We start from the raw sequence: 24,546 nt of genomic DNA, 5'->3' as shown, positions 1-24,546 counted from the left end.
CTCACTCCTCTTTTCGGTGAAACAAGATCCGAAACAGGCGCCGGGTATCTGGCCCGTCAAATTTCTGAAAGCTGGCAATCACGCGGCTTCGCTCGGCCTTTTGGCGCTGATCCAGAACCGCAATCAATCCCCCAACGGCCAGGCCCATCCGCGCATCCACATGGCCCCGCGTGTCGCTGTGCTGCGCGACAAAGGCCAGCAAGGAATTTTGCTGAACAGCGCAGTCGTTGAACACGCCCAGATTGTCCTGTAGCTTTTTCAATGGCTTGATGATTTTCTTGAAGCTCTTTTCATCGAACAGAGGCCCAAATATCTCCATCAGATAGCGCAGTTTCTTGCAATCAATACGAAGGTCATGCACGGTTTCGTCCGGAGTTTCGTCGGTGATACCGCGTGCGATTTTGCAGACCTTGCGATACCGTTTCCAGGTCAATGCGCACGCGTATTCATGTGCTGCCCGTTTCGCGTTTGATCCGGGCGTCAGGCGGTCTGTTCCGTTGAACATCGCCGTCAGATCGGACATACGGGCGTTGTATTCGTCACTGCGCAACCGGCGGGACAAGCGTGACAGTTCCTTGGCGCGCTCCTTCTCGAAAAGGTCGAACATCTCTTGCAGGCCAGTGTGAAGACTGGGCGGTACAAGGCTGAAGTATTTATCTTTTTCCAGAAGGTAGACGTCCAGATCACGCATACGCCCGGTGGCGGCCATGAGATCGGAAAAGACACGCTTCAATTGCACTGTCTGCGCGTCGGAAAATACGCCTTTGAACAGGCTGATCACGGATCGGACCTTTCGCAATGACACCCGGTAATCATGCAGAAACTCTGTGTCGATGTCGGCTATCACCCCATCTTCGTTTTGCCGGGCAACTTGCAGATATGTCTGAATGATATCCGCCGCGACCTGAATAGATGGCTCAGCTTTTCCCAACTTGATCTCTGGCTTGGCGCGATAGGCGGCCATGCCCGGGAAAAGTCCGGCACAAAGCGCTTCGACACCCGGCCCGCCCCCGGACAAGGCGGAAATCGCGGTGTTCACCTTTTGAAATTCTGTCTCATACCCCCGCAGCCGCTGAAGCTGAACGATTGCTGCCTGACCCGTCTGCGAAGACAGGCACCAGACCGTTCCCCTGACCAGCGTTTTCTCCAGTTCATCCAATACGGCCAGGGGTTTCGTCTGAATCTCTCCGGTTCCGATCTGCATCAGCGCGCGCAGTTTGGGGAAACCCTTCAAAGCCGCTTTCACCGGACCCTTCGGCAGGTCTTGCACAAAACGCCCCTGCCCCTTGCAGCGTTGAGACAGCGGCGCACGGCCATTCTGGAAAAGCCACAATGTTTCTGCGACCTCAAACAGAATACGCCCTGAATTCCGCAACGATTGATCGTGGCAATCCAAAAGCACGAAAGATCTCGATTCCGTTGGTGGGCCGATCCTAATCGTGAACCCGGGAATGAGCTTTTCAACACGTGCTTGGTCAATGGATCGGGACAGAATGCACTGAACACCTGAAGATTCGGTCATGATCCACCAATCCGGGGCGTTTTCAGGTGTTCATTGACATTTGTCTCAACGATCTTCTGCACGCTGGTTCCTTCTTCGACGGTTCTGATCCTTCATCACGTTCAGCGTATTCGGCTTTTACCTTGGTCAGCAGCTTGTCTGGCCCTGGACCGACCCGCTTTTGGTATCTGTTGGCTTTTGAAACCCGGACCGCCGAGGCAGGATGACTTCATGAGAGCGGAAACACCAGAAGACAGCAAGACATTATGTTTCGCCAACGCGCAAACATGGGTGACAGACCCCAGAGGTGCAATTAAGACAGGCTCATGAGCGATCCAGTTTCTTCGATCCGCAACCTTGGCCCGGCTTTCGAGCAGGCCTGCGCGCGCGCCGGCATCCACTCGGCTGATGAACTGCGACAGCTGGGACCGGATGAAGCCTATGCCCGGCTTTTGCGGGCTGGTACCAAAGCACATTTCATCGGCTACTATGTTTTGGTGATGGGGCTTCAGGGACGCCCCTGGAATGATTGCAAGGGTGAAGAGAAAAAGAAGTTGCGACAGCGTTTCGACGCGATCAAGGCCGGCAACAGCGCCGCGCCGGAAAACCGGATGGTTGCCGATCTGGATGCCATCGGGGTCCGCGTTGCACCCAAAGATCTAAAGCAGGTCTGAACAAAAAAGGCCGCTCCTGGCGGAGCGGCCCGATCTTTCGGCAAAAAACCGGCTTAGCCGACCAGTTCGATGCCCGAGAAGAAATATGCGATCTCAACAGCCGCTGTTTCCGGTGCATCCGAACCATGGACCGAGTTTTCGCCAACCGATTCAGCAAATTCCGCGCGGATGGTGCCCGGTGCTGCGTCCGCCGGGTTGGTTGCACCCATGACTTCACGGTTCTTCGCAATGGCACCTTCGCCTTCCAGAACCTGAACAACGACCGGAGCCGACGACATGAATTCGCACAGTTCATCATAGAACGGACGCTCGGCATGTACTTCGTAGAACTTGCCGGCTTGTTCCTTGGTCATGTGGATGCGCTTCTGCGCAACGATACGCAGCCCGGCTTCTTCGAACTTGGCGTTGATCTTGCCAGTCAGGTTGCGGCGCGTTGCGTCGGGTTTGATGATCGAGAATGTACGTTCCAGTGCCATGTCGGCCTCTCCTTACAATGTGGCGCGGGTCCGCGCCGAAATCCATCGCGCGCCGCGTACCACGGTCTTTCGCTCATGAAAAGTGTTATGATGGTTTGCCTGCCGCTTTGGCGCTCAGAATGTATCCGGCAAAGGGTCTACCCGGTCCAGACGCCGAACGTAAAGCACTGCAAGCAAACCTGCAAAACTGCTGGCCCACATCATGCCCAGAACCAGAAACGGCCCGTTTTCAGGGCTGACAAACGCGCCCGTCATCGAGGTCAGGATCGCGCCAAGCCCGACCACCATCGCCCCGGACAACCCTGCCGCGCTGCCTGCCAGTTTGGGTCGCACGGACATGCCCCCTGCCGAAGCGTTTGCATTGGTCAGTCCATTGCCGAACCCAACGCAGATGGCTGAACCGAAGAATACCCAGACTGACCCCTGCCCGGCGATGAACAGAAGCAATCCGCAGAATGGCCCGGTCGAAGCCACAACGCGGCCGATCAGGATCATTGTGGTCAGACGTGTCCGTACCGCGATCCGACCAGTAACGAAGTTACCGACCATGAACCCGCCTGTTATGATACCAATCCCAAGTCCCAACATGGCAGGGCTCAGATCAAACCACGCGGCAGCCACCAATGGCGCGCCGGTGATGAAGCTGTAGAACCCACCAATCGAAAACGATGCGCATAAGGCATAGCCCCAGAATCGGCGGGCGCGAAACAGATCCGGATACTCGCGCAATTGGGCTGTAAAAGTTGAAGAGCGGTTTGTATTGGTCTCGCCCATGTCGAACCAAAGCAAAACCAGCAGCCCTGCCCCCAGCACAGTGTAAAGAACAAACCCCGAGCGCCAGCCAAAGAGCATGTCGAGCGTCCCACCCAGCATAGGGCCAAGCATTGGGCCAAAGCCATGGCCATCGCCACATACCCCAGTTTGCTTGCAGCCTCGTTCGGCGGATACCGATCTCTGATCGATGCGCTGGAAAGAACTGACCCAGCCACCACCGCGGCCTGCAAAAGACGAAAGCCCAGGAACGTCCAAATGGCCTCGGCCAGAGAGCATCCGATTGAGGCGATGACGAAGATGGTGATGCACATCAAAAGTATCGGTCTGCGCCCGTAACGATCGGAAAGCGGACCCATGATCAGCTGCAACACGGCTGAGACCGCCAGATACCCGGCAACCGACAGGTTAACCAAGCCATAATCCACACCGAAATCCGTACTCATGTGGGCCAAAGACGGCAGGAACATGTTCAGTGACAAAACCGACAGTGCCGTGGCAAAAATCAGAGTGACCAAGTGCGGAGGTGTCCGGGCCGCGCGCATGTGAAAACCGTTCCGAATAGCAAACGACACAGCGCTATCACATTGCTTATAGATTGAACATGCCGAGCCGCTGGCGGTGGCAACACAGCTCTGCTAAGAGCGCCCCATGTTACGGATCGAAGACATCACTTATACCGTTGAAGGTCGCCCGTTGTTTGACGGCGCAACCGCGACGATTCCCGATGGTCACAAGGTTGGCCTTGTCGGTCGGAACGGAACCGGAAAAACCACGCTGTTCCGCCTGATCCGGGGCGAGTTGGCTTTGGAATCGGGAAATATCTCGGTCCCGAAACGCGCTCGGATCGGTGGCGTGGCGCAAGAGGTGCCCTCCTCTGACGTCTCGCTGATCAATACGGTTCTGGCCGCCGATACCGAACGCAGTGCGTTGATGGCCGAGGCCGAAAGCGCCCAAGACCCGATACGCATCGCTGAAATTCAGACACGTTTAGCCGATATCGACGCCTGGTCCGCCGAGGCCCGCGCAGCTTCGATCCTCAAGGGGTTGGGCTTTGACGACGAAGACCAGCAGCGCCCCTGTTCGGATTTCTCGGGCGGCTGGCGGATGCGCGTTGCGCTGGCGGCGGTGCTGTTTTCTCAGCCCGATCTGCTGCTGCTGGACGAACCGACCAACTATCTGGACCTCGAAGGCGCGCTGTGGCTGGAAAGCTATTTGGCCAAATATCCGCACACTGTGATCATCATCAGCCACGACCGCGGCCTTCTGAACCGCGCCGTGGGTTCGATCCTGCATCTGGAAGACCGCAAGCTGACCTATTACGCCGTGCCCTACGATAAGTTCGCGGAACGCCGTGCGGAACGGCTGGCACAGGCGGAATCGGAAAACGCCAAGGCCAAGGCCCGCATCGCACATCTGCAAAGCTTTGTTGATCGGTTCCGCTACAAGGCGTCGAAGGCCGTTCAGGCCCAGTCGCGCCTGAAGATGATCGAACGCATCCAACTGGTCTCGACCCCGCAAGAGGCCGCCCTGCGCGCCTTCAGCTTTCCGGAACCCGAGGAACTGTCGCCACCGATCATCCAGATCGAAGGCGGCGTCACCGGCTATGGCGAAACCGAAGTGTTGCGCCGCCTGAACCTGCGTATCGATCAGGATGACCGTATCGCGCTGTTGGGCAAGAACGGACAGGGCAAGTCGACCTTGTCCAAGCTGCTGTCGGACCGGCTGCCCCTCATGGCGGGCAAGATGACCCGCAGCAACAAGCTGCGCATCGGGTATTTCGCGCAGCATCAGGTGGATGAGCTTTACGTGGACGAAACGCCGCTGGACCACCTGCGCCGTCTGCGCCCTGACGAAGCGCCGGACAAGTGGCGATCGCGACTGGCCGGGTTCGGGTTGAATGCGGATCAGGCGGAAACCGAGGTCGGGCGCCTGTCGGGCGGACAGAAAGCGCGGCTTTCACTGCTGCTCGCCACGATCGACGCGCCCCATATGCTGATCCTTGACGAGCCGACCAACCACCTTGACATCGAAAGCCGCGAGGCGCTGGTCGAGGCGCTGACGGCTTATTCCGGCGCGGTGGTTCTGGTCAGTCACGACATGCACCTGCTGAGCCTTGTCGCGGATCGACTCTGGCTGGTTTCGGACGGTAGTGTCAAACCTTTCGACGGCGACCTTGAAGCCTATCGGTCCCTGCTGCTGGCGCGCGACAGACCCGTCAGGGAAAAGCCCCGGGCGGTCAAATCGAAACGCCCCCCGCGCGAGACGATACTGGCCTTGCGTGCGGATCTGCGCAAATGCGAGGACCGGATCGAAAAGCTGACGGAAATGCATGACAAGCTTTCGACCAAACTGGCCGATCCGGCGCTGTACGAGGACGACAGGATCAACGACCTGGAAACCTGGAACCGCAAGTTCACCGAAGTCACCGAGGCCATGCAAAAAGCCGAGGCATTGTGGGTCGCGGCCGCCGAACGGCTTGAACGGGCGGAAACCGAATGAGCACGCCCATCACGGACACCAACGCCATGATCGCGGGTATGCATCCCGACTTGCAGCCCGGTGAATTTGCCTTTGTCGTATGGCCTGAAGACAAACCCTGGCCACAGGGCACGCGGGCCAGCTGCGCCGAGGCCGAAGGGCTGTCTCTTGTCGTCCCGATCGCTGCGGCACCGAAAGATGCCGTCGCGATGCGGTGCATCACGTTGCAGGTTCATTCCTCGCTGGAAGGTGTTGGTTTGACCGCCGCCGTTTCCAGCGCGCTGGCACGGGCCGGCATTCCCGCGAACATGGTCGCGGGGTATCACCACGATCACGTCTATGTCCCATCGGGTTGTTCGCAGGATGCCCTGCGTATCCTGCAAGACCTGCAACGGAGCAGCAGATAACAATGGACAGTGCATTTCTGATTACCGCGTTCACAACGCTTTTCGTGGTCCTTGATCCGCCCGCGCAAACGCCGATCTTCGTGGCGCTGACTCAGGGTATGGACTGGCACACGCGCCGGTCCATTGCCATTCGGGCCTGCCTGACGGCGGGTTTCATCCTGGCCCTGTTTGCCGCCTTTGGCGAAGCCCTTCTGGGGTTTGTCGGCATCTCGATGGAGGCATTCCGCGTTGCAGGAGGTGTCCTGCTGTTCCTGACCGCGCTGGATATGCTGTTTGAACGCCGCACCAAGCGACGCGAAAGCAGCGCCGAGGAAGAGGAACACCCGGACCCGTCCGTCTTTCCCCTGGGCATCCCGCTGATTGCAGGCCCCGGATCGATTGCAACGATGATTCTGCTTGCGGGCCAGCAGCCGGGCATTCAGGGCCTTGCTATTGTCATCGGTGTGATGCTGGTTGTGCTGGCAATGGTCTTCGTGATGTATCTGACCTCTGGCGCGGTCGCGCGGGTTTTGGGCAAGACCGGGCTGAACGTGTTGACCCGGCTGCTGGGGATGTTGCTTGCGGCCTTGTCGGTGCAGTTCATTCTCGATGGCCTCAAGGCCTTTGGTTTTGCGTCTTAGACCCCCATATATGTGACGTGCAACTTGAGTGGGGTGAACCCTGTGGACAGCGTCGATATCGGACAACTGGTCTATCTGGTCGTGCTTGGGCTGGCCGTCGCGTTCTGGTTCGTTTCGCAAAACCGCCAGTCCCTGAACAAGACGTTGCAGCAGGTGATGGCCTGGGTGTTCATTTTTGTTGGCGTCATCGCCGTCATCGGCCTGTGGGAAGACATCCGGTCTTCGGTTGGCCCTGCCCCGCAGATGACCGTCACCGGCAACGCGATCGAGGTGCCTCGTGCCTATGATGGTCATTATTACCTTCCGGTTTTGGTGAATGGTGAGCCGATCAACTTTCTTGTCGACACCGGCGCCAGCCAGATCGTTCTCAGTGCCCGGGATGCAGAACGTGTAGGCATCGATCCCGATCAACTGAACTATTTCGGCCGCGCCCTGACCGCCAACGGCGAGGTGCGCACGGCGCCGGTGCGGCTTGACACCCTGACCGCAGGCCCCATTACCGACCAGAACGTATCGGCCTGGGTCAATGAGGGCGAGCTGGATAAATCGCTTTTGGGGATGGAATATCTGCATCGTTTCTCGAGCGTGCAATTTGCAAATGGCAAGTTGATCCTGTCTCGTTGACGGCCCTGACCACTTGAGAACAAAAGTGGAACATGCTAGCATTCCGGCATGTCCACTCAACTTCTTGGCCACAAAACTGCGCGTCAGGCGCCGGGGGTAAAGCTCCATCCGCAGATCACCCTGGAACTGGGCCGCGTGCACGAGGCATGCGGCCCCGCCCGGCGCAGCTTTGCCATGTGGCTGGCCAGTCAGACGCAGGGGCCGGTCTTGTGGATTTCCCCCGCCTGGGAACCCGGCCAGCTGAACCCCGATGGGATGATGGCCTTTGCCGATCCGGCCCGGTTCATTTTTGTTCATCCCACCCGTGCCGAAGATCTGCTGTGGTGCCTGGAGGAGGCGCTGCGCAGCGGGGCCATTCCGCTGATCATCGGCGACCTGCCCGGCGCACCGGGGCTCACGCCGATACGCCGGATGCATCTGGCCGCCGAACAGGGGGGTGCGATGGGGCGGGCTCCGCTTGGTTTGCTGCTGACACCCGGAGATGGCGGCGCGCAAGGGGTTGAAACGCGCTGGCACATGGCGGCCACCCATCGGGATGAGGCTCGGATCTGGGCTCTGACACGCCGCCGCGCCCGTGCCCTGCCCCCGGTCACATGGCAGGCCACCATGACCGCCGCCCGTGCCGGGTTACATCTGGAACGGATCGAAACCGAAGACACACCGGCATAAAGCCACACGGATCACGCAAGATGTGACTGGTCAAAACGCGGGCCGCGCCCTAGCGTCACCACATGAGCCATCCGATCCATGACAGCCGCTATTCCTGGCTTCGCCTTCTGATCACGCTCGCCATTGCAACAGTGGCGAATGTGGGCATGTGGGCCGTGATCGTGGTCATGCCCGCAGTCGAAGCCGAATTCGGGGCCGGTCGTGCCGAAGCCTCGATGCCGTACACTTTGGCGATGATCGGTTTTGCCCTGGGCAACATGTGGCTGGGGCAGGTGGTGGACCGGCTGGGCGTCACCAGCGCCCTGATCGGAGCAGCCGTCTTGAGTGCGCTGAGCTATGTGCTGGCAACGCTGGCACCGAGCATAATGTTGCTATCCGCGGCGCATCTCCTGCTGGGGCTGGGCACATCGATTGGGTTTGGCCCGCTGATCGCAGATATCTCACATTGGTTCATGAAACGGCGCGGCATTGCCGTCGCGTTGGTCGCCAGTGGGAATTACCTGTCCGGCGCCATCTGGCCCACCATGCTGTCCGGAATTCTGGCGCGGGATGGGTGGCAACAGGTCTATCTGACGCTCGCCGTGCTGACGCTTGTCGTCGTCATTCCCCTGTCGCTGCTGCTACGCCGCAGGGTTCCGGTCGAGGCACACAGCACCGCCGCAGCATCCGCCCAAATCAATGCACGAAGTGTCGGTGTGTCACCGCGCGCGCTGCAATATATTCTGGGCCTGGCCGGGATCGGTTGTTGCGTCGCCATGTCGATGCCACAGGTTCATATCGTCTCCTATTGCGTCGGGCTGGGATATGGGCCCGCGGTCGGAGCCGAGATGCTGTCACTGATGTTATTGGGTGGTGTTGTCAGCCGGATCATCTCGGGTTTGTTGGCAGATCGGCTTGGCGGGGTCCTGACGCTTTTGATCGGTTCGCTCCTGCAATGTATCGCCCTGTTCCTGTTCCTGCCCTACGATGGAATGGTGTCGCTTTATGCCATCAGCCTGCTCTTTGGTCTGGCACAGGGCGGCATCGTGCCCAGCTATGCGTTGATTGTCCGCGAATACATGCCGCCGCAAGAAGCTGGTTCGCGGGTCGGGTTCGTCATGATGATGACCATTCTTGGCATGGCACTCGGTGGCTGGATGTCAGGATGGATCTACGACCTCACCGGAAGCTACCAACTGGCGTTCGTGAATGGCATCTTTTGGAATGGTCTGAACATTGCGATCGTTCTGATGCTGCTCAGAAGATCCCGCCCCACACGGGAAAGCGTCATGGCATGATCCTTCTGACCCGTCGCAACCTGCTAGCCGGGCTGGCAACCCTGCCCCTGACCCAGGCGGCACAAGCCGCATTGCGGCCATACATCCTGTCGGATGAAGGCACCCGGGTCGGGTTCACGTTTGATCTTGCGGGGGTGGCACAGTCAGGGACGATGCCGATCCGGACCGCCGATGTTCAGATTGACACAGGTCGGCTACAGAACAGCCAGGTCACGGTGACACTGGACGTCAGCAAAGCCAGAACGCGGCTTCCCTTTGCACGTATGCCCATGCTCAGCCCCAGCGTTTTGGACGCGAAGCAGCACCCAACGATCCGGTTTGTGTCAACGGACATACAGCTAGGCGCGGAAGGGCGAATATCAGATGGCGCACGGATCACGGGTAATCTGACGGTCCGCGGCGTGACCCGCCCGATCACGTTGGAGGCCAATCTGTACCGGCAGGCAGGAAGTGCAGTGAACGATCTGAGCCGCCTGACCATTGGCTTGAAGGGCGCCCTGAACCGGCACGACTTCGGAGCTTCGGGCTATCCTGACCTGGTTGACGACACTGTCGGCCTGGACATCCGCGCCGAGATCATACGCGCGACCTGATCGCCGAACGGCAAAAAACGACTCGCTAAAGTCGAATTGATGCGCGCATTGTGCGGCGACCCTGCCAATCTGAGACCACCATGCGCACGATCATTTCATTTGCCGCCCTGTTTCTTTCGGTCATTCTGCTTCAGCTTTCCACAGGAGGCGTCGGGCCACTCGATGCCATTTCCGGCATCACGCTGGATTTCACGACCGAACAGATCGGTCTTTTGGGGTCTTCGCACTTTCTGGGGTTTTTCATCGGCTGCTGGTGGGCACCACGTCTGATGGGCAATGTCGGTCATTCGCGCGCATTTGCAGTTTGCACCGCGTTGGGCGCGATGGGCCTCATTGGACATACGCTGACCGAAAACCCATATATCTGGGCCGCCCTGCGTGTGGCCTCGGGCACCTGTGTGGCAGGCGCGTACACGGTGATCGAGGCCTGGCTGAACGCGAAGGTCACCAATGAAACCCGAGGACGTGCAATGGGCACATACCGGATCGCGGATATGGGCGCATCCCTGTGCGCCCAGTTGATTATCGCCGTTCTGCCCCCGGCCTCTTACGTCTCGTATAACCTGCTGGCGATCCTGTGCTGTGCGTCACTGCTGCCGCTGACGCTGACCAAAGCAAGCCAACCCAAAACACCTGACGCGCCCCGCCTGAAACCCAAGCTGGCTTGGCGCAGCTCACCCTTGGCCGTGGCTGGCGTGATCGTGGCCGCGCTCAGTTCGGCCTCGTTCCGAATGGTGGGTCCGGTTTACGGGCAAGAGGTCGGACTTGGCGTCGATCAGATCGCATTCTTCCTAGCCTCTTTCGTATTGGGTGGTGCGCTTGCTCAATACCCCGTCGGCTGGCTGGCTGACAAATATGACCGGCGCTGGGTGCTGATCTGGCTGTCGGCTGCCGCGGTACTCAGCTGCGGCGTCACCATGGCAGCCAGCGGCACCGGAACGATCGGGGTTATGTCGGCGGCCGTGTTCTTCGGCCTGACAACCTTTCCGATCTTCTCGGTCTCTTCCGCCCACGCAAACGACTTTGCCACGGCCGAGGAACGGGTGGAACTGTCGGCTGCCCTGATGTTCTGGTTTGCCTTGGGGGCAATTGCATCGCCCTACATAACGTCGACCCTGATCCAGCAATTTGGCCCCGGTGCCCTGTTTGCCTTCGTGGCGTTCGGGCATGTGTTTCTGATCGTGTTTGGTCTGGCGCGGATGCGGTCACGCCCCACCCCCGAGGAGCGCACGAATTATGTTTACGCCCCGCGCACCTCATTCACGATTGGCCGCCTTCTGAAACGATCACGGGAAGAGTGAAAAACTGGGCACCCCCGCTGTTCTTTGAATGTCTTTTGTGATCACCCTGGCCTTTTCGGTCGGTTCGGTATGGAACAAGGACGGGGCACTGCGACTCGGATTCAAGGCGTTGGAGCCCCTCTGCTTGCCCAAAAGCCTTGGGCATGGCCCCGGAACGCGATCCAGATCGTTGCGGCAGCTCGATTTTCGTTGCCTTCGGGGTCTAAATCGACAAGCAGGCCAAAGCCGGGCTTTTGCTGGGCGATCACATCATGTAGACGGGCGCGCAGACAGTTACGCGGAAACGGATCATGGCTCGGATTCTCATCACCTCGGCGATCCCCTACATCAACGGGATCAAACACCTCGGCAATCTGATCGGCTCGCAATTACCGGCTGATTTGTACGCACGATACCAGCGTGGCCGGGGGAACGAGGTCATGTTCCTGTGCGCCACGGATGAACACGGCACACCCGCCGAGCTGGCCGCCGCCAAGGCCGGCAAGCCGGTGGCGGAGTATTGCGCCGACATGTATGCGATTCAGGCTGATATCGCCAACCGGTTTGGCCTCAGCTTCGATCACTTCGGCCGTTCGTCCAGCGAGCAGAACAAGCGCCTGACCCAGCATTTTGCGGGCAAGCTGGATGACGCGGGCCTGATCCGCGAAGTCAGCGAGAAACAGGTGTATTCCAACGCCGATGGTCGCTTTCTGCCTGACCGCTATATCGAAGGCACCTGCCCCAATTGCGGCTATGATCGCGCGCGCGGCGACCAGTGCGAAAACTGCACCAAGCAGTTGGATCCGACGGACCTGATCGAGCCACGCTCGGCCATTTCCGGATCGACCGACCTGGAAGTGCGCGAAACCAAGCACCTGTATCTGCGTCAATCCGCGATGAAGGACAAACTGGATGCGTGGATCGACAGCAAGACGGACTGGCCGGTCCTGACCACTTCGATTGCCAAGAAGTGGCTGCATGACGGCGACGGCTTGCAGGACCGTGGCATTACCCGCGATCTGGACTGGGGTGTACCGGTCAAAAAAGGCGATCAGGATTGGCCGGGGATGGAAGGCAAGGTCTTTTACGTCTGGTTCGATGCCCCCATCGAATACATCGCCTGCGCCAAGGAATGGGCCGATGCCAATGGCAGGACCGATGCGGATTGGGAACGCTGGTGGCGCACCGACAGGGGCGCGGACGACGTGCGCTATGTCCAGTTCATGGGCAAGGACAACGTGCCGTTCCATACGCTGTCCTTCCCGGCCACCATCCTGGGAACCAACGCGCATAATGAAGAGACCGGATCACCCGAACGCTGGAAGCTGGTGGATTACATCAAGTCGTTCAACTACCTGAACTATGACGGCGGCCAGTTTTCGACCAGCCAGGGCCGTGGCGTGTTCATGGATCAGGCGCTGGACATTCTGCCTGCCGATTACTGGCGCTGGTGGCTGCTGAGCCATGCGCCCGAAAGCAGCGACAGCGAGTTCACCTGGGAGAACTTCCAGCAATCGGTGAACAAGGACCTTGCAGACGTTCTGGGCAACTTTGTCAGCCGGATCACCAAATTCTGCCGCTCGAAATTTGCTGAGACCGTGCCCGAAGGTGGACAGTTCGGCCCCCGCGAGCAGGCCTTGATCGAAGAGCTTACCAAACGCGTCCGCGCCTATGAAGGCCATATGGAAGCGATGGAGGTTCGCAAATCCGCGCAGGAGCTGCGGGCAATCTGGGTTGCCGGAAATGAATATCTACAGGCCGCAGCTCCGTGGTCCACGTTCAAAGAAGACCCCGAGCAGGCCGCCGTGCAGGTACGTCTTGGCCTGAATCTGATCCGGCTTTACGCCGTGCTCAGCGCACCATTCATCCCCGACACCTCGGCCCGCATGCTGAGCGCGATGAACACGCTGGATACCAGCTGGCCCGATGATGTTGCCACCGCGCTGAACGCCTTGCCGTCCGGCCACGACTTTACCGTGCCAGACGTTCTGTTCGCCAAGATAACGGATGAACAGCGCGAAGAATGGCAGGACAGGTTCGCGGGAACCCGCGACTGATCGGTCCGGCACAATGGACTCCGGGGGCCCGTTTCGGGCCCCTTTTGCTTGGGCCCTGCGGCCGCATCAGGGCCTAAGCCAGCATAAGTGCTTGAACTTTTGACCTCTGCCCTGACCGGCGCGGGACTCATCACGCTTGAGATATCGGCGCAAAAAAGTCATCCTGAGATCAGGTTCCTCCGACTCGCGTCGCCGTGGCGACTGGGTCGGTATCTTTTGTTTCTGCATCGAACGAGGCTTTCGCCATGTCCCCAGCATTCCTTTCACCCAACAAGATCAGCAGGCATTTGGCCGCCGCATTCATGCTGATGTCCTTGGGTTTGGCGCATCCGGCGACCGCGCAGGAAGAAGGGGCACCACCAAAGGTTTCCATAGCGGCGGCCTATACCGAGGAAATCACCGACGAAGCCACGTTCATCGGACGTGCCGAGGCAATCAACAAGGTCGATATCGTGGCGCGGGTGAACGGGTTTCTCAATAGCCGCGAGGTCGAGGATGGGGCGACTGTCAAAGAAGGTGATCTGTTGTTCACTATCGAACCCGACCTGTACGAGGCGACGCTTGAGGCCCGAAAGGCCGATCTGAACCGGGCCGAAGCAAATCTTGAACTGGCAAAGGTCGATCTGGCGCGAAAAGAAGAACTTTACAAACGCGACGCGACACCAGAGTCAGAACGCGACATTGCCCGCGCCAACGAACTGGTCGCCGAGGCAGAGGTGAAGGCGGCCAATGCTGCGATCCAGCAGGCCGAGCTTGACCTGAGCTACACGCAGATACATGCGCCATTCGACGGCCGTATCGGCAGGATCACGACCAGCGTCGGAGATGTGGTCGGCCCAAACAACCCTCCTCTGGTCAATATCGTCAGCGAGACGCCCATATACGTGAATTTCTCGTTGAACGAAAAGCTCTTCACCTCAGTCTTGCAGACTTATGGTGAAAACTCGGCATCGCTGGCGGAAAGCCCGCAAAGCCCGAATGTGCACGTCATCCTGCCCAACGGCACTAAGATGGATGAAGTCGGCAGAATTGTATTCGTTGACAACCGTATCGACCCATTGACCGGCGCCATTACCATTCGCGCCCAGTTCGACAACACAGACCGGCTGATTCTGGACGGCGCCTTTGTGAATGTGCAGATCGAAGCGCTGGAACCGACTTTGCAGGTATTGGTGCCTCAAGCCGCCTTGCAGCGCGATCAGCGGGGCGAGTTTGTCCTGGTGGTCAACGACAAGCAGATGGTTGAACAGCGCTACATCACCACCGGTGACACGGTCGGAACCGCGATTATCGTGCTGGACGGCCTGCGCGAAGGCGAAAGCGTCATTGTCGAAGGCCTGCAACGGGTTCGCCCCGGCGTCGCTGTTGACGCAGTCGTCGCCTCTGAGCAACCGGGAGAGTAACAGATGTTCTCAGCCCTGTTCATCAGCCGGCCCAAGCTGGCGCTCGTCATTTCGCTGGTGCTGACCATCATGGGCGGTATCGGATACCTTGTTCTGCCGGTCGCGCAGTTTCCCGATATCACCCCGCCCGTGGTCAATGTCTCGACCACCTATACCGGCGCAAACGCCGAGACCGTTGAAAACACCGTTGCCGCGCCGATCGAGGCGCAGGTCAACGGTGTGGACGACATGATCTACATGACGTCCAGATCATCGGACAACGGGTCCTATTCGCTGGATGTGACCTTTGAGGTCGGAACCGATCCCGACATCGCATCGGTCAACGTTCAAAACCGGGTGGCGCAGGCCATGTCGTCGCTGCCAGCCGAAGTGACTTCGTCCGGCGTTGTGACACAGAAATCTTCGACCAACATGCTGATGCTGGTCACTCTGACCTCACCCAACGGGACCTATGACAGTGTGTTCCTGTCGAACTATGCCTCGATCAATCTGCGCGATGCGCTGGCCCGCGTGCAGGGCGTCGGCAAGGCCGATGTTCTGACCAATCTTGAATACGCCATGCGGATCTGGATGGACCCGGACAAGATGGCGGCGCTGTCCATCACACCGGGGGATGTCATCAATGCGATCCGGGAACAGAATATCGAAGTGTCCGCCGGTTCGATCGGTGCGCCACCCGTTCCCGAAGGGCAGACGTTTCAGTACACGATCAAATCCAAAGGCCGCCTGACATCCGCAGAGGAATTCGGTGACATTGTCATCCGGACAGGCGACGCCGGTGCCATCGTCCGCGTCAAAGACATCGCCCGGGTAGAGCTTGGCGCAGAATACTATGCGGCTTCGGGCTATTTTCAGGCGGTTCCAGCCACGGTCATCGGCATCTATCAGGCCCCCGGTGCAAACGCATTGGCGGTTTCGGAACGTGTGCAGGCGGAATTGGCGCGGCTATCCCGCGCCTTTCCGACGGATGTCGAATATGATGTCCCCTTCAACACGACCGACTTTGTCGAGGCGTCTTTGAACGACGTGGTCTCGACCCTGATCCTGACCTTCATTCTGGTTATTTCGGTCGTGTTCGTGTTCCTGGGAAGTTGGCGCGCAACGATCATTCCGGCGGTGGCAATCCCGGTATCCCTGATCGGTACTTTTGCCTTCCTGCTGGCGTTCGGGATGTCGCTGAACACCATCTCGCTGTTCGCCTTGGTGCTGGCCATCGGTATCGTGGTGGATGACGCCATCGTCGTCGTCGAGAACGTGGAGCGAATCATTGCGGATGAAGGGTTGCCCCCTGCTGAAGCGACCCGCAAAGCCATGGGCCAGATCACGGGTCCGGTCATTGCGACCACATTGGTTCTACTGGCGGTGTTCGTGCCGGTCACGTTCATGCCCGGCATCTCGGGGCGGCTGTATTCCCAATTTGCCATTACGATCTCGACCGCTGTCGTAATCTCGTCCATCAACGCACTGACCCTTTCGCCTGCCCTGTGCGGCTTGGTTCTTCGTCCCCGGTCCGGCCCTCCCAAAGGGGTGCTCGCGATGTTCGAAAACTTCATCGGCACCGTACGCAACGGCTATGTGGCCATTGTACGAAAGCTGTTGGTTTTTCCGGCCATTGCGCTGGCCATCGTGGTTGGGCTTGGCATGGGAACCGGGACAATCATGTCCAACACCTCGGCCGGATTCATTCCGCTTGAAGACAACGGTTATCTGTTCGTTGATGTACAGTTGCCTGATGCCGCAACGTTGGAACGGACCGAGGCGGTGACCGCACGTCTGGATGAACAGATAAGTGAAATCCCGGGCGTCGCGAGCACGGTTCTGGTCAACGGCTTTTCGATGCTGAACGGCACGATCACCAACGGCGCTGCGATTTTCGTCAACCTCGAAAACTGGAGCGAACGGCAGGAAGACGATCTGAGCGCGGACGCCATTCTGGCCAAAGTGCTGGCGATCGCGAACGGTGAATCAGCAGCTTCGGTCCTTGCTTTCAACCCACCGCCCATCCAGGGCCTTGGTATGTCCGCCGGTGTCGAGATGGAAGTTCAGCAAACCGGCGGTGGCACTCCGCAGGATCTGGCATCGGCCGTGGGTTCGTTCGTGTATTCGGCCAATCAGAGGCCCGAGATCGGGCAGGCCTATACGACCTTCCGCGCCAACGTCCCGCAGCTGTTCGTTGATCTGGACCGCGAAAAAGCCAAAACGCTGAATGTCTCGGTCGCCGAGATTTTTCAGACCATGCAGGCTCAGCTGGGGTCTTACTATGTCAATGACTTCAACCTGTTCGGCCGTGTCTATCGCGTGATGATTCAGGCCGATGGGACCTATCGGGACAATGTCGAAGATATCGCGAACCTCTATGTCCGTTCTCAAAACGGAGACATGGTGCCGCTGGGGACACTGATCGACGTTGAAAACGTGCTGGGTCCGGTCCTTCTGAAGCGCCACAACCTGTTCCGGTCGGCCACGGTGACGGCGGTCCCTGCACCCGGCTTGTCCAGCGGAGATGCAATCAGCGTGATGACCGAAGAATCCGCAACCGCCCTGCCCCCGGGCTATGCGTTCGAATGGACGGGGACAGCGCAGCAGCAGCTAGCTTCGGGCAGTCTGGTGATCATCATCCTCGGGCTTGCCATCCTGTTCGGTTACTTGTTCCTGGTGGGTCAGTACGAAAGTTGGACCTTACCTGTTTCAATCCTGCTTTCCGTTGTCGTGGCCTTGTTTGGGGCCGTGGCGGCGGTGGCCATCGTGGGCAGTGACATCAACCTCTATACACAGATCGGTATGATCATGCTTGTCGGGCTGGCCTCGAAGAACGGTATTCTGATCGTCGAGTTCGCCATGGAGCAACGCGCCAAGGGGCTTTCCATCAAAGAGGCCGCCGCAGAGGCTGCGTATCAGCGTTTTCGCGCTGTGATGATGACTGCGCTGTCCTTTCTACTTGGCGTTGTCCCCCTGCTGGCTGCGAACGGAGCCGGTGCCGCCAGCCAGAAGGCGATTGGTGTCGCGGTATTTGGCGGGATGCTGGCCGCAACGCTGGTTGGTGTGATCGTGGTGCCCGTGCTCTATGCCCTGATGCAAGGCATGCGGGAATGGTTGAAGGGCAGCAAGAGCGACCCCGACCCTACGGAAAAAGCCGCCTGAACACAGAAAGCCCCATCTGAACTGATGGGGCTTTTTTGCAAATACGCTGACAGCATCGAGGCGTTTTCAGGCTACCCCTTATCCGCGGACCGTTCGGACATCCATTGATCGATCCGCGCAATCTGCTCGGCACTCAGCCGCAAGCCCAGCTTGTTACGGCGCCAAACCACATCTTCGGCTGAACGGGCATATTCCTTGTCCATCAACCACGCGACCTCTTTCGCTGTCAGGGTTGCGCCAAAATCCTCTCCCAGATCGGATACCTGTTTTGCATCACCCAAAACATCCCTTGCTTCGGTCCCGTAAGCTCTGATCAGGCGGGCAGACCAGCTTTCGGTCAAAAAGGGATAGGCCGCCAAAAGATCGCCTTTCAGGGATTCGACGGCATCCACCGGAAAATCCCCCCCCGGCAGAGCGACACCAGCGGTCCAGGGGCCGGGCAGGTTCGGAAAAAACTCACCGACCTTCTCAAGCGCGCTTTCTGCAAGCCTGCGATAGGTCGTGATCTTGCCGCCGAACACATTCAAAACAGGTGCCCCGCCCTGCACATCGACTTTCAACGTGTAATCCCGCGTTGCTGCAGTGGCACTGCTTGCGCCGTCATCATAAAGCGGCCGCACGCCGGAATAGGTCCACACGACATCGTCGCGCGTTATGCTTTTTTTGAAATACTTCGATGCAAAGGCGCACAGGTAATCCTGCTCGGCCTCGGTGCAGACCGGTTTGGTGGACGGGTCCGGATGATCCTGATCCGTTGTCCCAATCAAGGTAAAATCCTGCTCGTATGGTATGGCGAAAATGATGCGGCCATCTTCGCCCTGGAAAAAGTAGCATTTATCGTGATCGTAAAGCCTGGGCGTAACGATATGACTGCCTCGCACAAGCCGCACGCCCTCGCGTGAGTTCACGCGGATCTTGGATTGAATGATGTCGCCCACCCAGGGCCCACCTGCATTGATCAGCATTTTGGCCCGGACCAAACGGGTCTCACCGCTGTTCCGATCCCGAACGGACACTTCCCAAAGATCACCGACCCGCTCGGCCGAGGTCACCTCGGTTCGGACCATGATCTGCGCGCCGCGCGACTCGGCGTCACGCGCATTCAGGACCACCAATCGCGAGTCTTCGATCCAACAATCGGAATACTCATAAGCCGTTTCGAACTTGTCCTGCAACGGGGCCCCCTCGGGCGCTGACCGCAGGTTCAATGACGTCGTGCCTGGCAGGATTTTGCGCCCGCCCAGATTGTCATACATGAACAGGCCCAACCGGATCAGCCAAGCCGGACGCCGCCCACGCATCCACGGCATGACCGTGCTGAGCAACCGCGAGGTCGGCGTTTCGGAATCAAACCGCATATCCTTGTGGTAGGGCAGCACAAAACGCATGGGCCAGCTGATATGCGGCATCGCGCGCAGCAGGGTTTCACGCTCGATCAGGGCCTCACGCACCAGGCGAATTTCAAAATACTCAAGATACCGCAATCCGCCGTGAAACAACTTGGTCGAGGCAGAGGACGTGGCAGAAGCGAGATCGTTCATCTCGGCCAGCGTCACCGAAAGACCCCGCCCGGCGGCGTCCCGCGCTATTCCACAGCCATTGATCCCGCCACCGATGATGAAAAGGTCTGTGATCTGGTTGTCCGTTGACTGCATATCCATTGATTCCCTGCCTGACACGGTTGCGGGCATTAGCCAGAATGACTTTCGCTTCGTCAATGTTTATGTTCGTTTTTTTTCTTTTTGCAACACAGATATGATTTTCAAGCAAGTTGGCTTGCCAAAATCGACAAAAAGAACAAAAACGAAAATCAATCCTCTACACCGGAACTGCCCATGTCCTTGTCTTTTCGCCAATCCGACATTCTGGAAATCGCCAGCACCGAAGGGCGCGTTACCGTCGAGGGGCTGGCTGAACGCTTTGGCGTCACCGTTCAGACGATCCGGCGCGACCTGACCGAGCTTGCAGACGCGGGCAAGCTGGACCGGGTTCACGGGGGCGCGGTTCTCCGCTCGGGTGTTTCAAATATCGGATACGAGGACCGCCGCGCGCTGAACGCGGACGCCAAGACCCGCATCGCTCAGACCTGCGCGGCTGATATCCCGGATGGCGCATCAATTTTCATGAACATCGGAACCTCGACCGAGGCCGTGGCAAGGCAGTTGCTGAACCACAAGAACCTGCTGGTGGTGACCAACAACATGAACGTTGCAAACATTCTTGTCGAAAACCCGGACTGCGAAATCATCATGGCCGGCGGCGTTTTACGTCGAACAGACGGTGGGCTGATCGGCAACCTGACCGTATCGGCCATCCGGCAGTTCAAATTTGACATCGCTGTCATAGGATGTTCGGCCCTCGACACGGATGGCGATCTTTTGGACTTCGACTTTCAGGAGGTTCAGGTCAGCCAGGCCATCATCGAGAAGGCGCGCCGCACTTATCTGGTTGCCGATCATTCGAAGTTTCAACGCTCGGCCCCGGCGCGGATAGGATCAATTGCCGAACTTGACACGGTCTATAGCGACCTGCCCTTGCCCGGCAAGCTGCCAGAGCACTGTCGCGAGTGGCAGACTGGTGTCATCATCTGCGACTAGAGGCGGGCAAATAACAACGTCCGGGCGAGTTGCGCGGCTTGCCAGATCGAACTTGGCCTGACACTATCCTTCATACAAGAATTTGTGCACGGGAGGGGAGGACCGGGCCATGATTGCGCTTTTATTTTCGTTGTTTATCGCCACGATGGGGCTGAACTATTTCAAGTTGACCAAGGCTGGCAACGCCTTGTTTTTCGTCACGTTGGCCATGTGTATCTACTGGCTGAAATTCCACGCCACCACACCGCTTACAATTCAACTCTGAGGGGCTTGCCATGACACCTGAACTGTCCCGCACCCTCAACGCGATCGGTATGCTTGCCGTCTGCCTTGTACTGGCCCTGGCGTTTTTCTATCAGCTTGTCCTCTATGAGCTGCCCTGCCCGCTTTGCCTGCTGCAACGTGTTGGGTTTGTTGCCGTCGGCGTAGGGCTTGGTTTGAACCTGCTCTACGGTCCACGGCCGCAACACTATGCCATCGTGCTGATTGCGGCCTTGTATGGCGGCACTGTATCGATCCGCCAAATACTTCTGCATATCGTACCCGGCACCGGGCACTACGGCTCTCCTGTTTTGGGCCTGCACTACTATACCTGGGCCGGGATCGCCTTTTTCCTTGTGTTGCTGGGCACGTCGATCATGCTGTTGTTTGATCGCCAATACGCGGACCCTTCTGGTCAGGAACCAAGGTTCGGCGGAAATGCTCTGGCCAAGATCGCGTTTTTCGTCATGCTGGCTTTGGCGGTGCTGAACGCGGGTTCAACCTTGCTGGAATGCGGGCCGGGTATCTGCGCCGACCCGCCGACAAGCTACAAGTTGATTGACGAATTGGACGCCGGCAACTGAAGATACCGTAACCTTCCCCAAAAGGAGGCGCGAGCATGGGATTACTGGGACAACCGCTTGGCTATTATGACTATCTGACTTTCGTGGCATTGATCCTGCTTCTGGCGGCGGTGATGGCACTGTTTCTCTTTCTCATGGGTCTTCCGGGTCGGATTGCCATCAAGCGCAACCATCCCCATGCCGAGGCCGTAAAGATCATGGGCTGGATGGGATTTCTGGCCGTGGTGCCCTGGGTCCATGCCTTCATGTGGGCGTTCCATGATGGCGTTACGGTCGACATTCGCCGTGGCCCTGACGAGGAAAAAGACGCCATTCGTGATGAAATCAAACGTCTGGGTGGTGATGTCCGGCCTGAATATCAAGGTCGTCTGGACACAGACGATCCGCAGCAAAGCTAAGGCCAGAGGAAGTCACAAAACATGTTTGTCGCCCTTGGCATAACGCTATTTTACATCATTTTCGTCTGGCTTATTTTCTTCAAGCTGGAACTGCTGAAATTCAACATCGCCTGGGGCATCGTATCCTTTTGGGTTGGCGCGCACCTGTTGCTGATTTTTCTGGTCGCATTGCGGTTCTTTCAGCCCTTCTCGGCCGACAGCCACGTGGTGCGTTCGACCATACAGATCATTCCCAAACTGACACAGCCGACGATCCTGACCGAAGTTCTTGTGGAACCGAACACACCGGTCACCAAGGGCGATCCGCTCTACCGCTTTGATGACACGGTATTTTCACTGGCGGTAGACAATGCGCAGGCGCAATTGGTCGCCGCTGAACAGAATTCCAAAATTCTGGAACAGGATGTGATCGCGTCGACCGAAGCTGTTGAACGCGCAAACGCGCAGCTGGCCTATGCGCAGACTCAGCAAGCCCGGTACGAAACTCTTGTGCCCGCCGGTGGAGCGCGGCAAGACGAACTGGACCGTTGGAACGAGCAGGTGACCGAAGACCTTGCTGCCGTCAAACAGGCCGAAGCAAATCTGGAAAAGGCGCAACTGGCCGTGGAGTCCCAGATAGACGGCGTGAACACCGGTATTCTTCAGGCAAGGGCGCAGTTGGCCGAAGCTGAGTATTTTCTTGAAAACACAACGATCTACGCGCCTGAAAACGGCATGATCGTATCGCAACAAGCCCGCCCTGGTCTGGTCGTCGGCGATGTTCGACTGGGCGCGATTGCCAGTTTCGTTACCGAGGACAGCCCCTATATCCTTGCGACCTTTCGCCAGCAGAACCTGAAATTCGTGGAACCGGGGCAAGAGGTCGAAGTGGCGCTGGATCTTTACCCGGGCGAAATCCTGACGGGCAAGGTCGAGGCGATCTGGTGGGCCACGCGCCAGGGGCAACTGATCCCTTCAGGCCGCCTGCCCGGCTTTGAACTGCCGAAACTGCCCGGTCGAATTGCCGTGCAGATCACCGTCGATATCCCGGAAGGGCACACTTTCCCGGCTGGCGGCCACGCCGCCGTGGCGATCTACACCGGCATGGGCAAAAGCTTTGAGTTCCTGAGACGCATCAACATCCGTCTCTATTCCTTCGCCAACTTCATTCGACCGCTGGATATCTGAGGATGCGCGCCATGACACTCCGCCGGTTGATGGGAACTGCACTTTGCGCCGCCACCTTCGCGGCCTGCACGCCCGTGGGGCCCGATTTCGTGCGCCCGAACTCTCCGGTCGTCAAGCAATGGATCGAGGTAAACAGCCCCAGCGTCGGCCAAAGCGGCCTGACATCGCGCAGCGCACCCGTGGTCAAATGGTGGGAGACATTCAATGACCCGACCCTCAACCGGCTGATTGCCGAAGCTTATGCCCAGAACCTGACGCTTCAGGTCGCGGGCGCGCGGGTGCTTCAAGCGCGGGCACAGTTGGGGATCGCTTTCGGCGAATTGTACCCGCAATCCCAGGCCATAGGCGCGTCTTTGCAGCGGCGGCAAATCAGCGACAATCTTGGGCCTGTTGCCGATATCAACCGGATCATCCCCCTGGATACCGAATTCTCGACGTCTCAAGTTGGGTTCGACGCCCAGTGGGAGCTGGATGTCTGGGGCGCACAACGGCGCGGCGTGCAGGCGGCGCGGTCGAATCTGGCTTTGCAGGTCGCAAACTATGATGACGCATTGGTGACACTGACCGGCGACGTGGCCGCGCTCTATGTCAATATCCGCGCGTTGCAGGAATCGTTGGCGGTCGCCCGGGAAAACATCAAATTGCAGCAGGAATCGGCGGACCTGACCCAGCTGCGGTTCAACAACGGGGTCACGACCGAACTGGACGTTCAGGAATCCACTGCCCTACTCAACAATACCAAGGCCTTGGTGCCCGAGTTGGAAAGCGACCTGCAACAGACCAAGAATGCGCTGGCCGTGCTGCTGGGGGCCACACCGTCCCGGATGACCAACCTGCTGGGGAATTCCGGCCGTATCCCGTCAGCGCGAACAAATGTGGCCGTTGGGGTGCCGGCAGAATTGCTGCGCCGCCGCCCGGATGTCCGCGCGGCGGAACTGGCCGCTGCGACTCAATCGGCACAGGTGGGTATCGCGATGGCTGACCTGTATCCTCAGTTCGTGCTGTCGGGCGCAATCGGTTTGCAGGCATCGGGCGGGCGCGATCTGTTCAGCGGCAACAGCACCACCGGTCTGGCCAGTGCCGGCGTGGTCTGGAACGTGCTCAACTATGGCCGCATCAAAAACAATGTCCGCGCGCAGGATGCGGCATACCAAGCGCTGATTGCCAATTATCAGAATACCGTTCTGACCGCGTATTCCGAGGTGGAAAGCGCAATGGTCGCCTATGCGCAAGCGCGAAAACAGGTTGGGTTCTATCAGAAAAGCGTCGAAGCTTCGCGCAAGGCCGCGGATATCGCCGTAAGCCAGTACAGGGATGGAATCGCCAGCTATTCTCGCATTTTGAACACGCAGACCGCGCTTTTGCGGTCGCAGGCAAATCTGATCGAAGCGCGGCAGCAGGTGTCCAGCAATCTGGTTGCCGTTTACAAGGGTCTGGGCGGCGGATGGCAGATCCGGCAAAACCAGGAATTCCTGCCTGAAACCGTGCTGGCGGAAATGGCCTATCGCACCGATTGGGGCGATCTGCTTGAAAAAACCCCGACCCGGGCCAGCCTGAACTAGGCG

Annotated in this window: 21 protein-coding genes and 1 pseudogene; 18 read left to right on the top strand and 4 right to left on the bottom strand. The window is 58.6% G+C overall.

Annotated features, from left to right (window positions below; translation table 11 throughout):
• Position 1: 1 nt before the first annotated feature.
• A complete protein-coding gene (locus tag FIU92_RS06280; protein ID WP_172978474.1) occupies positions 2-1,270 on the bottom strand; it encodes a CHAD domain-containing protein in 1,269 nt (422 codons plus the stop codon).
• Between the two features lie 557 nt (positions 1,271-1,827).
• Between FIU92_RS06280 and FIU92_RS06275 the strand changes: the two genes are divergently transcribed.
• Positions 1,828-2,175: a TfoX/Sxy family protein gene (locus FIU92_RS06275; RefSeq protein WP_152457749.1), complete on the top strand. Its 348-nt coding sequence runs from the start codon at positions 1,828-1,830 to the stop codon at positions 2,173-2,175.
• Positions 2,176-2,228: 53 nt separating this feature from the next.
• Here FIU92_RS06275 and ndk read toward each other — a convergent pair whose 3' ends face one another.
• Positions 2,229-2,651, bottom strand: coding sequence for a nucleoside-diphosphate kinase (ndk, locus tag FIU92_RS06270; RefSeq protein ID WP_068334875.1), 423 nt, complete (start codon positions 2,649-2,651; stop codon positions 2,229-2,231).
• 114 nt (positions 2,652-2,765) lie between these two features.
• Positions 2,766-3,892 (bottom strand): annotated as a pseudogene (locus FIU92_RS06265) (Bcr/CflA family efflux MFS transporter).
• A 181-nt stretch (positions 3,893-4,073) separates the two neighbouring features.
• Here FIU92_RS06265 and FIU92_RS06260 point away from each other — a divergent pair.
• From FIU92_RS06260 to FIU92_RS06210, 11 genes are all read left to right on the top strand, one after another.
• On the top strand, positions 4,074-5,924 hold the full coding sequence (locus tag FIU92_RS06260; RefSeq protein ID WP_152457748.1) for an ABC-F family ATP-binding cassette domain-containing protein: 1,851 nt from the start codon (positions 4,074-4,076) through the stop codon (positions 5,922-5,924).
• Positions 5,921-6,310 carry an ACT domain-containing protein gene (locus FIU92_RS06255; RefSeq protein WP_152457747.1) on the top strand — a complete coding sequence of 130 codons (390 nt, stop codon included), beginning with the start codon at positions 5,921-5,923 and terminating at the stop codon, positions 6,308-6,310. The genes FIU92_RS06260 and FIU92_RS06255 overlap by 4 nt, the downstream gene beginning before the upstream one ends.
• 2 nt (positions 6,311-6,312) lie before the next feature.
• The gene (locus tag FIU92_RS06250) at positions 6,313-6,930 is read left to right on the top strand and encodes a MarC family protein (protein ID WP_152457746.1); all 618 of its coding nucleotides are present in this window, start codon (positions 6,313-6,315) and stop codon (positions 6,928-6,930) included.
• 42 nt (positions 6,931-6,972) lie between these two features.
• A complete protein-coding gene (locus FIU92_RS06245; protein ID WP_152457745.1) occupies positions 6,973-7,554 on the top strand; it encodes a TIGR02281 family clan AA aspartic protease in 582 nt (193 codons plus the stop codon).
• 48 nt (positions 7,555-7,602) lie between these two features.
• Positions 7,603-8,223, top strand: a complete 621-nt coding sequence (locus tag FIU92_RS06240; RefSeq protein WP_152457744.1) for an ImuA family protein — start codon at positions 7,603-7,605, stop codon at positions 8,221-8,223.
• A gap of 62 nt (positions 8,224-8,285) precedes the next feature.
• A complete protein-coding gene (locus FIU92_RS06235) occupies positions 8,286-9,500 on the top strand; it encodes a CynX/NimT family MFS transporter (protein ID WP_152457743.1) in 1,215 nt (404 codons plus the stop codon).
• Positions 9,497-10,093 (top strand): YceI family protein, encoded by a 597-nt coding sequence (locus tag FIU92_RS06230; protein WP_152457742.1) that lies wholly within the window; start codon positions 9,497-9,499, stop codon positions 10,091-10,093. Before FIU92_RS06235 ends, FIU92_RS06230 begins: the two co-directional genes overlap by 4 nt.
• An 80-nt stretch (positions 10,094-10,173) precedes the next feature.
• Positions 10,174-11,394 carry an MFS transporter gene (locus FIU92_RS06225; RefSeq protein WP_152457741.1) on the top strand — a complete coding sequence of 407 codons (1,221 nt, stop codon included), beginning with the start codon at positions 10,174-10,176 and terminating at the stop codon, positions 11,392-11,394.
• Positions 11,395-11,684: 290 nt separating this feature from the next.
• Positions 11,685-13,430, top strand: a complete 1,746-nt coding sequence (metG, locus tag FIU92_RS06220; protein WP_152457740.1) for a methionine--tRNA ligase — start codon at positions 11,685-11,687, stop codon at positions 13,428-13,430.
• Positions 13,431-13,732: 302 nt separating this feature from the next.
• Positions 13,733-14,833: an efflux RND transporter periplasmic adaptor subunit gene (locus FIU92_RS06215; RefSeq protein WP_171228881.1), complete on the top strand. Its 1,101-nt coding sequence runs from the start codon at positions 13,733-13,735 to the stop codon at positions 14,831-14,833.
• Between the two features lie 3 nt (positions 14,834-14,836).
• Complete coding sequence (locus FIU92_RS06210) at positions 14,837-17,974, top strand: efflux RND transporter permease subunit (protein WP_152457738.1); 3,138 nt, start codon at positions 14,837-14,839, stop codon at positions 17,972-17,974.
• Between the two features lie 71 nt (positions 17,975-18,045).
• Here the strand turns inward: FIU92_RS06210 and glpD are convergent, their stop codons facing one another.
• Positions 18,046-19,629 (bottom strand): glycerol-3-phosphate dehydrogenase, encoded by a 1,584-nt coding sequence (gene glpD / locus FIU92_RS06205; protein ID WP_152459848.1) that lies wholly within the window; start codon positions 19,627-19,629, stop codon positions 18,046-18,048.
• A gap of 180 nt (positions 19,630-19,809) precedes the next feature.
• Between glpD and FIU92_RS06200 the strand changes: the two genes are divergently transcribed.
• The 6 genes from FIU92_RS06200 to FIU92_RS06180 all read left to right on the top strand — a co-directional run bounded on the left by FIU92_RS06200 (position 19,810) and on the right by FIU92_RS06180 (position 24,543).
• The gene (locus FIU92_RS06200) at positions 19,810-20,571 is read left to right on the top strand and encodes a DeoR/GlpR family DNA-binding transcription regulator (protein WP_152457737.1); all 762 of its coding nucleotides are present in this window, start codon (positions 19,810-19,812) and stop codon (positions 20,569-20,571) included.
• 109 nt (positions 20,572-20,680) lie between these two features.
• The gene (locus tag FIU92_RS22730; protein ID WP_171116330.1) at positions 20,681-20,836 is read left to right on the top strand and encodes a DUF5993 family protein; all 156 of its coding nucleotides are present in this window, start codon (positions 20,681-20,683) and stop codon (positions 20,834-20,836) included.
• A 10-nt stretch (positions 20,837-20,846) separates the two neighbouring features.
• Positions 20,847-21,416 (top strand): disulfide bond formation protein B, encoded by a 570-nt coding sequence (locus tag FIU92_RS06195; protein ID WP_152457736.1) that lies wholly within the window; start codon positions 20,847-20,849, stop codon positions 21,414-21,416.
• A 35-nt stretch (positions 21,417-21,451) separates the two neighbouring features.
• A complete protein-coding gene (locus FIU92_RS06190) occupies positions 21,452-21,814 on the top strand; it encodes a DUF3302 domain-containing protein (protein ID WP_152457735.1) in 363 nt (120 codons plus the stop codon).
• 21 nt (positions 21,815-21,835) lie between these two features.
• Positions 21,836-22,981 (top strand): HlyD family secretion protein, encoded by a 1,146-nt coding sequence (locus FIU92_RS06185; protein WP_152457734.1) that lies wholly within the window; start codon positions 21,836-21,838, stop codon positions 22,979-22,981.
• A gap of 11 nt (positions 22,982-22,992) precedes the next feature.
• Positions 22,993-24,543 carry an efflux transporter outer membrane subunit gene (locus FIU92_RS06180; protein WP_253283777.1) on the top strand — a complete coding sequence of 517 codons (1,551 nt, stop codon included), beginning with the start codon at positions 22,993-22,995 and terminating at the stop codon, positions 24,541-24,543.
• Positions 24,544-24,546 lie beyond the last annotated feature (3 nt).

The organism is Ruegeria sp. THAF33 (genome assembly GCF_009363615.1).
Lineage (GTDB): Bacteria > Pseudomonadota > Alphaproteobacteria > Rhodobacterales > Rhodobacteraceae > Ruegeria.
Note: the sequence above shows the minus strand (reverse complement) of the source record. Positions and strands in the feature narration are given on the sequence as shown.

Coding starts and splice junctions, on each gene's coding strand:
- FIU92_RS06240 (WP_152457744.1), top strand. CDS start 7,603: ATGTCCACTCAACTTCTTGGCCACAAAACTGCGCGTCAGGCGCCGGGG.
- FIU92_RS06190 (WP_152457735.1), top strand. CDS start 21,452: ATGGGATTACTGGGACAACCGCTTGGCTATTATGACTATCTGACTTTC.
- metG (WP_152457740.1), top strand. CDS start 11,685: ATGGCTCGGATTCTCATCACCTCGGCGATCCCCTACATCAACGGGATC.
- FIU92_RS06230 (WP_152457742.1), top strand. CDS start 9,497: ATGATCCTTCTGACCCGTCGCAACCTGCTAGCCGGGCTGGCAACCCTG.
- FIU92_RS06180 (WP_253283777.1), top strand. CDS start 22,993: ATGACACTCCGCCGGTTGATGGGAACTGCACTTTGCGCCGCCACCTTC.
- FIU92_RS06255 (WP_152457747.1), top strand. CDS start 5,921: ATGAGCACGCCCATCACGGACACCAACGCCATGATCGCGGGTATGCAT.
- FIU92_RS06185 (WP_152457734.1), top strand. CDS start 21,836: ATGTTTGTCGCCCTTGGCATAACGCTATTTTACATCATTTTCGTCTGG.
- FIU92_RS06250 (WP_152457746.1), top strand. CDS start 6,313: ATGGACAGTGCATTTCTGATTACCGCGTTCACAACGCTTTTCGTGGTC.
- glpD (WP_152459848.1), bottom strand. CDS start 19,629: ATGCAGTCAACGGACAACCAGATCACAGACCTTTTCATCATCGGTGGC.
- FIU92_RS06275 (WP_152457749.1), top strand. CDS start 1,828: ATGAGCGATCCAGTTTCTTCGATCCGCAACCTTGGCCCGGCTTTCGAG.
- FIU92_RS06235 (WP_152457743.1), top strand. CDS start 8,286: ATGAGCCATCCGATCCATGACAGCCGCTATTCCTGGCTTCGCCTTCTG.
- FIU92_RS06210 (WP_152457738.1), top strand. CDS start 14,837: ATGTTCTCAGCCCTGTTCATCAGCCGGCCCAAGCTGGCGCTCGTCATT.
- FIU92_RS06225 (WP_152457741.1), top strand. CDS start 10,174: ATGCGCACGATCATTTCATTTGCCGCCCTGTTTCTTTCGGTCATTCTG.
- FIU92_RS06200 (WP_152457737.1), top strand. CDS start 19,810: ATGTCCTTGTCTTTTCGCCAATCCGACATTCTGGAAATCGCCAGCACC.
- FIU92_RS06215 (WP_171228881.1), top strand. CDS start 13,733: ATGCTGATGTCCTTGGGTTTGGCGCATCCGGCGACCGCGCAGGAAGAA.
- ndk (WP_068334875.1), bottom strand. CDS start 2,651: ATGGCACTGGAACGTACATTCTCGATCATCAAACCCGACGCAACGCGC.
- FIU92_RS22730 (WP_171116330.1), top strand. CDS start 20,681: ATGATTGCGCTTTTATTTTCGTTGTTTATCGCCACGATGGGGCTGAAC.
- FIU92_RS06260 (WP_152457748.1), top strand. CDS start 4,074: ATGTTACGGATCGAAGACATCACTTATACCGTTGAAGGTCGCCCGTTG.
- FIU92_RS06195 (WP_152457736.1), top strand. CDS start 20,847: ATGACACCTGAACTGTCCCGCACCCTCAACGCGATCGGTATGCTTGCC.